Below are 12,809 nucleotides of genomic sequence, written 5' to 3'. Positions count from 1 at the left end.
TGAGAAGTCGGCAGCGTTAGCTGACTCCTGCTCGATTATTTATAGAAGGGGCAAGTGCCTCTGTTTATTTCATAAATCATAAACACTGGGCTAGAAAGTACTGGAAACCGGGCAGCCAAGATGTATGATATCATCATGATGGTGTGAATGTAATTAATTTCACGGGATACCCATACCCATCCTCGGCCTGGTGACATTCATTTGTATTTGGAAAAAATTAAATATTTTTAAATTTATCCGATAATACAAGTAAAGATAGATTAAAAAAGTGAGGAAGCAAGTAAATTGATATAAGCTGTCCAGCATCTAGCGGAAAAAGAAATGAAGAAAAAAAGTCCGAATCCATGCCGGTTGCAGGACAGCGGAGTAAATAAAATTCATCTAACGAATTCAGTCATTGATTTTCTTACACCTTATAATGGAACGAACTATTCTTATGATCCTCAGGTGAAGCAAGCCGAGTTTCAATGGCTATATTTTCTGATATTTTTGATGCTCCCGGTGAACCAAAAATTTTTTTATTACTATTGAATTTGTTGATGAAAATAATAATCCTGTGCATTTTTCAAATTAAGTTTCAGCAACCGGGGCAGTCTGTTATTCCTTTTGAAGTAGAAGATTTATCGGATGTTTGGTCTGTTCCCATTTACCCAACTCTTAATATTGAAGCAGCTGATGGAAGTAATCGGCCGACATTCAGTCATTGGACAATCCTATCACCTCAGTGGCCTAAGCCGGACGGCCTTTCTGTGGGAGCTGGACCACAGCTTGAGAACAGAATCAAATTTAAGTTTTATGATTATACCTGATGACGCGATCACGCCTGTTGCCTATGATGAGGCCGCAGCTGCCGGCGGAAATTTTTCTTCATGGTTTTGGAGCGGTTCATTAGATCCCGCTGATAGGTATCTTGTAATGGTCGGTGTGGCTGATTCGGAAAATAGTTGGTCTGACTGGCAGACTCCATGTGTTGAAGATGATCTAAAGGTTCTGTTTTTAATATTCAACATGCCACTGTCACGATCGGCGTCAATGGGCAGGCCGTTTATAGTACACGTGTATATGCCCATGCCATGGCTTATCGGACCCCTATAACACAGCAATCGTTTCGATAAATTTATGGAGATGAAGAAGAATGGAAATTCGTCCATTACAAACATTCCTTGCCGTGACCCGGCCGCAGGGACAGGCGTCAGGAAGCGTATCGGCACCGGCCGCAGATCAAAAGGCCCAATCCATTAAAGTTGATACGTCAACGATCTGGCTGATGCCCGGGTCTCCGGAAGACTATACGGAGGAGGAAAAACTTAAGCTTTACAACAAGGCGGGAGTTAAACAGGTCTTGTATGTCAGGCTCGTCAATCCCTACGACTGGCAGCCGGATTATCATTCCGTATTGGAAAAGGGATTAGATCCGCAGGCCTATCCGCAGAAAATTACCGATAATCAGTCCGTTGTGCCGGCGGGCGGAGAGACGATGGCTGACGAGACGAAGCAGCTTGTCAGCGAACAGGACGCCCAATCGGCAAACCTGGCGACGCCGATTGCGGACAGTTTGAACATCAGCCAGTTTGCCCCTTCGTCATCCGGAAACTTAACTATTCTCAGCGCTGATGATGCACTAACAACGGACTGGAATTTAACCAACGATAATCCGAATCTTCTGGCCGAAGCCGTAGTAGCCTATGATAAAACGCAGACAGAAATTGAGCAGACTTATTCCGATCAGGCTATCATCCCAACGTGCGGCGGCAGCAGGCATCACGAATCTGACTGCCTATGAACAAACTCAGGATCAGGCTCGTGATGCTGAAAAGTCGGCTGCTGAGCAGAAGTTTGAGAATGAAGTGGAGGCGGGCATCGGGTCTTATGTGACGGATTTATATCAATTTTTTGATCCTTCGCAGACGAATGCAGGGGGAGGATTCGACTTCAGAGCGGAACAGCTCATTGAAAACCCGACCTTTCAGCAAACTCAGGATGATATGGCTAATTTAACGCTTGAATTGAATAAATTATACGCACAATATAAGCAGACAAATTCCGTTGACTACTCACAAGAGAGCGTCGGAGAAGTTGCCGCTCAGTTTAACGCTGCTGTCCTAAATCAGGCACAGACCACAGTGGATATTTCCGGAACTGATTTTACCTATAAGGATTTATATGTGTCTCACTCAGTCCTGCGGGCGATAGGAAACAATGATCAGTCTCTATCCGCCCCTTTCCCGGCAGCGCTTGGTCAGTCGGGCATAAATTATCTGGCCCAAAATGAGATGACATCCGGGGCGGCGGCAATGCTGAAAAAAGGGTATGCTGCCTCGCTTGATCAAGCGATCACGCAGCTGAACGATCTTGTTTATGGTGAAGATCAACCTAGTACGCCGGATCGGGCTTTTCAGATGCTCGGGAATCTTGACACGAGTTCTGCCGCCGCTTTTTCATCCGGTTTCAGTCAGGCTTTCTCTCAGCTTGAGGATGAGTATGCTTCCCTTGGAAACCTTAATCAGAGCGGGATCAACCATTCTAATGCGGCTCAAACAGAGCTCGGTAAGGTTCAGGATCTCTATAATGTCCTTCAAACTGTTTTCAATGAAGCCGGCTAATCAAAGAGGCCCTTTCTCTAAATGCGGATCATTCGATGCAATTGACCAGACTGTTGTAATGATCGTGGCCTCCGGATTCTTGGGAAGACGTTTGATCGGCTGAAGGTTAGTTGCACTTCCCCATCCGGAATGATTATCCGGCCATCATGAACGAATTCTATCCTCTTCTTTGCCGGTAACAGCATTTCTTCGTTTCAATCTGGAAACGTGAGAGGACCGGCGTGAACCGGAAGGGGTACCTCCATGGACACGCTGTAACCATCCTCTCTTATCATTCAATGCACACCTCAGCATGAGTAACTGAACTCATTTTATCTGAATTTTTCAACACAGTATGTGCGCGATAATCTTAGTAACATATTAAATATTGAAACTATCCGGGGAAAACAACGTACTTAGAAGAGACATTAAAAGCGAAAATTTATATGATTCATCCATGCTTTTTTTATCGCAGGAATTCTGCACAAATCACAATGAGCGGGTTTGTGATTTCTTCAAAATCCAACGTGTTTGCTGTGATCAAGGGCAAGCGGACTGTGCGATTCATCCATCAACGCCCGCGTCAGTTTTTAGTCAGGCGCAGGTCTTTTTCTCAAGGACGGCTACCGTATCTGGCTGAATAATTGTCTCAGGCAAAATTCCTGAACGACCATAAATGACCAACAGGCGGAGGAGCATTAATTTGAAAATAAAACGGTTGAACAAGGCTACACGGTATACTGATTTTCGGGAAATGATTTACGCGAGCGCAAAGAAATTCAGGAAAAAGCATGCTTTTCAGATAAAGATTGGGAGCGGGAACTACCGCTATGTGACTTATTCTCAATTTAAAGAGGAGTACAGAGCGTTAGGCACGCATTTTCTCGATCTGGGCCTGCTTGATAAGCGAATCGCAGTTGTCGGAAAGAACAGTTATGCATGGGTGCTGCACTATGCCTGCGCTGCTACAGTCGGTGTGGCCGTTCCAATTGATCGCGAACTGTCGCCGGAAGATATGCGCCATTTTATTGTCAGTGCCGGCTGCACGGCGGTGTGCGCGGACAAAGAGATACTTGAACAATTAGAACCGCTGCTCAGCAGTGAATTATTGCTTTTGTCTTTGCAGGATGCTTTACGGCCCGTGCCTGCGGACGATACACGAATTGACACCGTTCCGATTGCTGAGGATGAAATGAGTGTGCTGATTTTCACTTCCGGCACTGCCGGAAAGCCAAAAGGTGTATGCCTTTCTCAAAAGAATATTTGTTCGAATATCTTTTCGACCTCGCAGATCGTGAAGATCACGCCCCGCGACAAAACCCTTTCGATCCTGCCGCTTTGTCATACGTACGAATGCACATTGGATTGTTTGCTTATTTTATCGCGCGGAGCCTGCATTGCTTACGCAGACAGCCTGAATGCGATACGCCGCAACATTCTTGAATACAGGCCAACCGTTCTCGTCGTCGTTCCCGCACTGCTTCAGCTTTTAGACAAGCGGATTCAAGCGGCTATTTCAAAAAATGGTCCGGCGAAGTACCAATCAAAATTCAAAACATCTTCAATCTCAAAGGCGCTTCGAGATTTGTCCGGGTTTGTAAGAATGATTATTCGCCGAAAAGTGAAGAAATCGCTCGGGGGCAAAATTCATACGTGCATTGTCGGTGGAGCCGATCTCTCCCCTGCTGTGGTAGAGGATTTTCTGGCGCTTGGCATCCGGGCTTTGCAAGGCTATGGGCTCACTGAATCTGCTCCTCTTCTGGCGGGAAACAATGATTTTTATTTCAATGCCCAATCGGCCGGCGTTGCTATTCCCGGCGTCGAATTGATAATAGACAGCCCCGATGGAGCCGGTGTCGGCGAAATTCTTGCCAAGGGAGACAATATCATGCTTGGATACTATAATGATCCGGATGCCACGGCCGACACTTTCCGCAACGGTTATTTCCGGACAGGTGATTTGGGATTCATTGACAGGGACGGGGCTTTGTATATCAAAGGGCGCATGAAGAATGTGATCGTAACAGCTAACGGCAACAACATTTATCCGGAGGAATTAGAAGCGCGGCTTCTGGAAAAGGAGACGATCGGTGAAGCCCTTATTCTTCCCGGAAATGATCGCAATGGAGATACCTGCGTGAAGGCTAAAATTTTTCCTAATTTAGACTGCATGACCCAAATAATAGGTCATCTGCCCGCAAAAGAAGAAATACAAGCTATGGTAAAATCAATTGTTGATGAAGTGAACAACAAAATGCCGGATTATAAACACATCCGTGTGTTTGAAATTCTGGAAAAAGAATTTGAAAAAACAACGACGAGGAAAATTAGACGATGTGGTATGAATCTCGCCTGATTGCATCCGGCAAACGAAAAGAATTCCATTAGCCGATCGAAAGATGCCGTATTCAAAACATGTGAAGGTCGGCAGCCGGCTCAGACAATCGAAGTCAACCAAAACTGTGAAACCTTGATTGAAAGATATGGCCAACCTTCAGAATAACGATGCTTCGTAATCCCCAAACCCGTTTCATTTCGAAACGGGTTATTTTTACACCCCTAGAAAACATATAGACTAACATCCTGCATAAAAAACTTCAGCCGCTCCTTCCCTGTATATAAAAATTTATGATTTAAAATGACTAAAATCCGCCCTCCGTCATATCAGGATAATAGATCTTTGTCATATAATATAAACCCCGGATTTTTTATTGTTTCTTTCTTAATAATTTTTATAAACCATTCTATGAAAGGAAGGACCGTGTAATGCGATCAGACACGGATCTCGTCGGAACTGTCCAAATTAAACCTGAATTTACAATCATCATTCAATCCATTTTCAATGACACGCCTTTCCATACATCAAAATTTCATTTGAAACGTTTTAAGCAGCCCAAATTTCGACCGTTTTCCAATCTGTTAAAAAAAGAAAAAGGCCCTTGTCTGCTCGAAAATACAACCGGGGAAAATAGCTGCCTGATCGGCGATCTCTGGCACTTTGAAGCGGAACTGACCGATTATGACGACGAGATCAATTCATTTCTCACCGTCATCGAGACCTTCTGCAGCAAACTCCACTGTGTCACTCAAGAAATCAAATTTACATACACGCCTTTCGTCCGCCTGACCGACAGCGCGGGTAACCTGATCAGCTATGTCATAAGAAACCCGGACGACTTCAATCCCGATCACGGCTGTGACGACGGTGAAAACGATCCTGAGTACATGAGGAACAAACTTTTCATTCATTATGTCAATGACTTCGAAACACTGTTTGCCCCGGATCGGCAGGAAGAAAACAGCGGCAGCAATTTGATCCGAATAGTGAACGAAAAACATCGGCGCTTTTTAGATGACCTTCAGAAAATCAAAGACGGCAATAGCAATGTTTTAAGAAAAGAGGCCAGATAATGGGGAAAAGCCCTTTCTCACTCCGAACTGATCGAGTTGAATCATATTAAAATGTAAGCATGACAATTATTTATGGATCCCGGAAGGAGTTAAATCTGCCAAAAAGAAGGTTCATTTGTCTATGCGAAAAGACCGCATCGTTTGCTGCGGCAAACCGATGAGAGTTCTCAGCATTTTTGATCCCAATACCGGTGAGTCATCAATTATTTATGATCTGTGACCATTGCCATCAATCTATTGAAATTAAAGAAAAAAATGATATAAAGAGTGCTCATTAGGGGGGTGCTCTTTTTCGTATGCTGTGTCCCTGATGTTCGGGACACTTTAATGGGGAAGGGAGTTAAATCTCTGTAACTTTTTATTGATAATTACGCTATGGGTAAATACCCTTGTTAAGAGAAAAACAAAACGGCAACACTGATGGCTTATGAACCTTTGGTAAATTTAGATTGAACCGCCGCTTGATAAATTGTCCGACTCTTTCAGGAATCAGTATCACTGTATTCGTTCTTGTGAAATCATTATAGTTCGCAAGTAGGCAGGCAATGTTTACTGGTTTGTAGGAAATGGGCTCCCTGTTGCATAGCAAAGCCCGTCATTAGCCGGGCGATACATTATCTATCGGATCTTATACTATCTTTAAAACAAGAGCGCACGGTGACGGTGACATGTTGTGAATGTTCACTTGCTTTTGCCTGGAATCAACCTGGCAGAATTTAGAATAAAGATGGACTCACTGACAACATGGATAACGGCTGCGATAATCGGTGTTAGGATCCCAAAGGCTGCAAGGAACATCCCGATCACGTCTACGGCCAGAGTGCCTGTAAAATTAAACTTCACGATGCGGCGCGAGCGATGAGCAAGAGCAATGAGTGCTTGTACATCGGTCAGTTTCGAACTGACAAGAACCACTTTTGAGGAATCACGGGCAATGTCTGTACCACTTCCCATAGCGATACCGACGTCCGCATGCGCCAATGAGGGGGCATCATTGACGCCGTCGCCTACCATGGCGACATGATGACCCGCCCGGCGCACCGAATCGATCACTGCCAGCTTTTCTTCGGGCATGAGTTCAGCATGGACCTCGTCAATATGAAGCGCGTCGGCAATTGCCTTGGCAGTCGTCTTTCTATCGCCAGTAAGCATGATAACACGCAGGCCCAAGTGTTTAAGTCCGGCAATGCTTTCGACAGCTGTGTCACGTACCGAATCTGCTAAGAGGATTTTACCAATAAATTGACCGTCCAGGGAGACATATACAATGCTGGCGATAGCATCTTCTGGTTGATTTTTCGTTCCTTCATTCTCCATGAAGGACTTGCCGCCAATATGTGCTGAACTGCCGATTTTTACGGTATGACCATTAATTAGGGTTGTTAACCCTTGCCCAGGCTCGTTTTTGAATGAGTCTGGCTGGCTGAGAACTTCGCCTTTTTGATTGGCAGCCGTTACAATGGCTTTGCCAAGGGGGTGTTCGGAATGCCATTCAGCGCTGGCGGCAGTTGCCAGCAGTTCGCTTTCACTGATGCCGGGAACGGGTTGCAAGGCAGCGACCTTTGGAGTACCGCGTGTCAACGTACCGGTCTTATCGAAGATGATCGTATCTATATGAGAAAGAGCTTCCATGTACGCCCCCCCTTTAACAAACGCGCCATTGCGGGCAGCTCTTGCAATTGAAGCAAGCATAGCCAGTGGAGTACCGGCTGCAACGCCGCACGCGCCGGCAACAATAATGACATCAATGGCGCTGTACAGATTTTTAGTAACGAACCACGTGATTACGGCACCGATGATAGCCGTGTACACTAGGAAGGCAGCAAATTTGTCGGCTAAACGTTGAACAGGCGCTTGGGTTGATTGAGCCTGACGCACTGCGGCGATGATTTGACCATATGAGGAATCCTCGCCGACTCGTTCCGTGCGCACCTCAAGCGCCCCATTCTCATTAACTGATCCGGCATATACATATGAACCTTTAGTCACATCCACTGGCATTGATTCTCCCGTGATCCGTGACTGATCTACACTTGAAAAACCGGTTATAACTGTTCCGTCAATGGGTATCCGTTCCCCAGGTGAGATAATAACAGTCTGATTTAGTTGTACCTCACTAAGCGGAATTTCCTGAATCTTCTCGGATTCGTCGGTTCTTTTCTTGATTCGCACGGTATCAGGCAGAAAAGTCATTAGATTAGTAAGGGCACTTCTTCCTTGGTCCATGCATAAGTCCTCAAGAATGTCTGCTGCCAAGACAAAGGTAGTGATGATGAGTGAAGTGACCCATTGTCCGATAACAGCTGCAGCGGCAATGGCAATGAACATTGAAAGATCCATACTCATTTTTTTATGACGAATGTCCTGCCAAGATTCCACGATGATTGGCCAGCAGCCGAAAAGAAGCCCTACGGCAGTGATTCCGACAATAACCCATATCTGGTAGGGAGCCAATGCCTCGGTTACGACCACAACTACTGCTAAAAATGCTGTAATTAAAGCTCGTGCAAGATCTCGGCGATTGATGCGTGACCAGATGCTTGGACTATTTAAAGTATCAACATCAGTTGTCGTTAATATGGTGTGTTGGCTTTTTGTCATTGATATGCTCCCCCTGAAAAATGGCTTGAGCGACGAGATTGTACGCGTGCTCGTTCATCAAGCTGTAATAGATAGTTGTTCCTTCACGGCGTGTGCGCACAAGTTTACTCAGACGCATCTTCGCTAAATGCTGTGAAATTGCAGTCTGGGATTTGCTTAATCTTTCGGCAATTTCGCCAACAGAGATTTCTCCCTCTTCCTTTAAAATTAGAATGATGCGGATACGCGTTGCATCAGCAAGTACAGAAAAAATGTTCACAGCCAGATCAACATAGAAATTGTTTTCATCATATATTCTAATATTCTTATCTTCATCCATGCGCATATACTAACATTAATCCGGCAATCTGTCAAAGTGACGAACTGTCCTTTTTGATCGATCGGCGTGACCTGATATTTTAAATTTCCGGCCGATTACAAGATTAAAGGCAGGTATTTTTCCCGGATTGTCGATTTTCATGTTTCAGCACTTCCCAATATTAAATAGTGATGAAAAGCTGAAAATGTTTATAGAATTTCAAAATACTCCTAACATTCATTCCTGTACCTGCAGACAGAGTGGTATCGCTAAAAGTTGAAGTGCGCTGACAACAGTGTTTGTAGATGGGCACATGGAAAAATTACAGGGGAAATAATTTTCTTGCATGAAAGTATGCAATGTGGTAGCATCTTAAATGAAACTAAATGACCGAAATGTTCATTCGGTCAGAAACCGGTGATAACATGATGACTGCAGATCGAAAAGAGAGTATTACCCGAGCTGCGGAAAAAACCTTTGCGGCGTTCGGATACAAGGCAACGACGATGGATCTTGTTGCCCGGGTAGCAGGCGTCGGCAAGGGAACTATTTACACTTTTTACAAGAATAAGGAGGAATTGTTCTATGAAATCATGAATCAGTTCATCGAGAAGATTAGAAAAGTGGCAACGAACGCGATCCGGCCGGATGATGCTTTCTTTGATAATCTTCATCGTGCCTTGTTCCGGGTACTGGAGTTTCGAAAAGAACATCAGCTCTCGATCAAACTGACCCAGGAGATCAAGGAAATCGGCACGGCCCAGGCCAGACGGGCATTGGGTAATGTGGAAGACGCGATTCTCGACTTTCTGGTGGAAATTATCAAGGATGCCGAGAGAAAGGGAGACATTAAACCGTGCGATCCGACAGTAACGGCCTTTGTGATCCTGAAACTCTACATTACGCTGGTGTTTGACTGGGAGCAGCGCCATGAGCCGCTGACCAGCAGGGAAATTGCTGATCTGCTTGAACTTTATCTGGTCAGAGGGCTGAAAAAAATAGCGGGTTAGTTTTTTTTACTCTTGACTGACTAAATGAACGAAATGGTCATTTAGAACAATCCATGAATCGGGTCCTTATCTCGTTTTCAATCTGAAAGGGTGCATACATTGATGAATGTCATTCAGTTAATTTGGGCGGAATTGAAGACGATTGTCTCGAAGCCACACAATATTGTCGTGATGGTCGCCGTGATGTGTGTTCCGCTTCTTTATGCGGGAATGTTTCTTTATGGCTTCTGGAATGCCTTTGGCAAAACGGGCAATCTACCGGTGGCGGTCGTCAATCAGGACAATGGAGCAAAAATTGCCGGCAAACAGATTCAGGCGGGCCATGACCTGGTGACTAATCTGAAGAAGAACCATGATTTTAAATGGCAGTTTGTCAGCGAAAAAGCTGCCCAGGACGGTTTTAAAAATAATCATTATTTTATGATCGTTCGTATTCCAGCTTCATTCTCAAAAAACGCTACGACACTGAGTGATAGCCAATTGAAGCCTGCGAACATCTATTATCGAATCAACCGCGATTACAACTTTATTTCCGGGAAAATGGCGGATGCCGGCGTTCAAAAATTGAAAACAAGCATCGCCAATGAAATCACGAAAACCTACGCAAAATCAATGTATACACAGATTGATCAGCTGACGAAAGGTCTGGGTACTGCTGCCAAGGGTTCGAACGACCTTGCCGGCGGCGGCAAGGCGGAAGTCGAGGGACTGAATCAGTTGAAAAGCGGCTATCAAACGCTGATGTCCGGAACAGCTGAACTGCAGAACGGCGCCGCCAGTCTGGCCAGCGGTGCTTCTCAGCTCAATACTGGAGCAGCTCAGCTTGCCGGCGGAGCATCGGCAGTCAGCAGCGGTGCCGGAAAACTGGCCAGCGGCGCAACTACCCTGAACAGCGGTGCCGGCCAGCTCAGGCAGGGGATCGGCCAGTATACCGGAGCCGTCGGCGGCCAGCTGCTTCCCGGAGCCAATCAGCTTTCGAACGGCCTGAACCAGCTCAACGGCGGTATTCAGAGCCAGAATCTAGTCGGTCAGGTCAGTCAGCTGAACAGCGGCATGCAAGAATTTAATTCCATTATTCAAGGCCTGCCGGGACAGATCAATAGTTCGATTGATCCGGCGGCGATTGGTCAGAGTGCAGTCAATTCAGCTATTTCTCAGGGCCTTTCCGGTCAAAGTAAAAAATCTGCTTCCGATCTTGCAACGGAAGTTACAGGTTCAATCGGTCAGTCCATTAGTTCTTCTGGAACGCAATCTGCCGTCAGCGCAGGCATTCAGGAAAATTCAGATGTTAAGACTTCTTTGGAACCTTTGTTCATTGCAATGGTTGAAAAAGAAAATCCAGGTATGACAGATGCGCAGGCAAAACCGTATGCCGACCAGGCAATGGCTAAGCAATTACCTGCTCTGGCCAATGCTATTGCTCAGAGTGCTACAGAATCGATCAGCGGCAACGTTAAGAATGATAGCTCTGCAATTGCGGCTGCTTTGCAACCATCATTGCAGCAATCTGCTGAAGATACAATCAGGACCACAGCATCTTCAACTGCTTCACAGATTAAAGATGGTATTGCTTCCAGCTTTACGCAAAAGGATCAGACAACGGGTCTGACTCTGAATCAGGCTTCGCAGCAGCTGGCTGATGGGACGTCGCAGCTTGCGGGAAACAATGGTGTTCCGCTGATCGCTTCAAGCGTCAGCCAACTATTAAATGGAGCGGGACAGCTGTCCGGCGGACTGAACACACTGAACGGAAACTCAGCGGCTCTGAATAATGGCGCATCCGCGGTGACAAGCGGCGCTTCTTCCTTGGCCGGCGGTGCTTCGTCACTTTCTAATGGATCGCAGCAGCTTGTCGGCGGCGCCAATAAGCTCAGCAATGGTGCCGGTGCGCTGAGCAGCGGTGCAAACACCTTGGCTTCCGGGCTGAACAGTGCTGCATCCGGCCAGCAAAAACTGGCTTCCGCAACGAACCAGATAACCGGAGGAGCGCAGAAAATATATAACGGGAATGCGAAACTGGCGGGTAATCTCGCTGATGCGCACAGCCAGCTGGCGGATACGCCGACCAATGATGCCCATGCGACAAAGTTTTCTCAGCCGGTGACGTCGATTGATGCGTCGTATCAATCGGTCAGTACCTTCGGATCAGGCTTCACACCCTATTTCATCTGCATCGGCCTGTTCGTCGGTGCATTGCTGCTGACTATTATCTATGATCTTGGCAAGCCCGCCGGTTTGGCAACCGCCGGATGGAACATTGCATTGAGCAAGTATTTTATTACCATTCTGATGTCGGTCGGTCAGGCATTGCTTGTCGACCTGGCCGTATTGAAAGGCCTCGACCTGCAAGTTAACCATCCACTGACGTTTATCGGGTTCACGATACTGACAAGCATGAGTTTCATGGCGATCATTCAGTGGCTGGCCGGTTCCTTTAATAATGAAGGCCGTTTCATAGCCATAGTCATTCTGCTCTTTCAGCTGGTTACCAGCGGAGGAGCCTATGCAATCGAGCTGATTCCGAAGTGGCTTCAGCATATTTCTCCGTTTTTGCCGATGACATATGGGGTCAACGGTTTCCGAAACCTGATCGACGGGAACCAGCATCAGATGCTCGTAGGAAATTCACTTGCCCTGCTTGTGTTCATATTGATTTTCCTGACCTTGAGCATTATCACCTTTTCGATCAAATTCCGCTTTGATCGTGTTCATAGCAAAGCGGCATATGTCTCTTCGGAGCCGGATATGGAAGACAATATGTAAAAAGTAAAGGGCATCGCTGTGAGACCGCAGACCGCTTCTCTTTTACGTAAAAGAGAAGCGGTCTGTTTTTTTCTGCGGCACGGCTCAGTGCTTGACCATAATATTCTCTGGGTGTCAGACCTACTTCTGCATATCCTCCAGATT

At 46.1% G+C, this 12,809-nt stretch carries 9 protein-coding genes; 7 read left to right on the top strand and 2 right to left on the bottom strand.

Translation table 11 applies throughout. From position 1 onward, the window contains the following. Nucleotides 1-467: 467 nt before the first annotated feature. From OYT88_RS16695 to OYT88_RS16675, 5 genes are all read left to right on the top strand, one after another. Nucleotides 468-809, top strand: a complete 342-nt coding sequence (locus tag OYT88_RS16695) for a hypothetical protein (RefSeq protein ID WP_274401491.1) — start codon at nucleotides 468-470, stop codon at nucleotides 807-809. 326 nt (nucleotides 810-1,135) lie between these two features. Continuing rightward, nucleotides 1,136-1,783 (top strand): hypothetical protein, encoded by a 648-nt coding sequence (locus OYT88_RS16690; RefSeq protein ID WP_274401490.1) that lies wholly within the window; start codon nucleotides 1,136-1,138, stop codon nucleotides 1,781-1,783. Next, a complete protein-coding gene (locus OYT88_RS16685) occupies nucleotides 1,707-2,603 on the top strand; it encodes a hypothetical protein (RefSeq protein ID WP_274401489.1) in 897 nt (298 codons plus the stop codon). Before OYT88_RS16690 ends, OYT88_RS16685 begins: the two co-directional genes overlap by 77 nt. Before the next feature lie 682 nt (nucleotides 2,604-3,285). Further along, nucleotides 3,286-4,938, top strand: a complete 1,653-nt coding sequence (locus OYT88_RS16680) for an AMP-binding protein (protein ID WP_274401488.1) — start codon at nucleotides 3,286-3,288, stop codon at nucleotides 4,936-4,938. Nucleotides 4,939-5,348: 410 nt separating this feature from the next. Next, on the top strand, nucleotides 5,349-5,993 hold the full coding sequence (locus OYT88_RS16675) for a hypothetical protein (RefSeq protein ID WP_274401487.1): 645 nt from the start codon (nucleotides 5,349-5,351) through the stop codon (nucleotides 5,991-5,993). Nucleotides 5,994-6,674: 681 nt separating this feature from the next. Here OYT88_RS16675 and OYT88_RS16670 read toward each other — a convergent pair. Further along, nucleotides 6,675-8,594 (bottom strand): heavy metal translocating P-type ATPase, encoded by a 1,920-nt coding sequence (locus OYT88_RS16670; protein ID WP_274401486.1) that lies wholly within the window; start codon nucleotides 8,592-8,594, stop codon nucleotides 6,675-6,677. Beyond that, nucleotides 8,557-8,919 carry an ArsR/SmtB family transcription factor gene (locus OYT88_RS16665; RefSeq protein ID WP_274401485.1) on the bottom strand — a complete coding sequence of 121 codons (363 nt, stop codon included), beginning with the start codon at nucleotides 8,917-8,919 and terminating at the stop codon, nucleotides 8,557-8,559. Before OYT88_RS16665 ends, OYT88_RS16670 begins: the two co-directional genes overlap by 38 nt. A gap of 401 nt (nucleotides 8,920-9,320) precedes the next feature. Here OYT88_RS16665 and OYT88_RS16660 point away from each other — a divergent pair, with 401 nt between their 5' ends. Further along, nucleotides 9,321-9,902 carry a TetR/AcrR family transcriptional regulator gene (locus tag OYT88_RS16660; protein ID WP_274401484.1) on the top strand — a complete coding sequence of 194 codons (582 nt, stop codon included), beginning with the start codon at nucleotides 9,321-9,323 and terminating at the stop codon, nucleotides 9,900-9,902. Nucleotides 9,903-10,004: 102 nt separating this feature from the next. Next, nucleotides 10,005-12,665, top strand: a complete 2,661-nt coding sequence (locus OYT88_RS16655) for a YhgE/Pip domain-containing protein (RefSeq protein ID WP_274401483.1) — start codon at nucleotides 10,005-10,007, stop codon at nucleotides 12,663-12,665. Nucleotides 12,666-12,809: the final 144 nt, after the last annotated feature.

It is taken from the genome of Sporolactobacillus sp. CQH2019, from assembly GCF_028765345.1.
In the GTDB taxonomy this organism is placed as follows: Bacteria; Bacillota; Bacilli; order Bacillales; family Sporolactobacillaceae; genus Sporolactobacillus.
The sequence above is the reverse complement of the archived record's forward strand: the minus strand, read 5'-3'. Positions and strand labels throughout refer to the sequence as shown.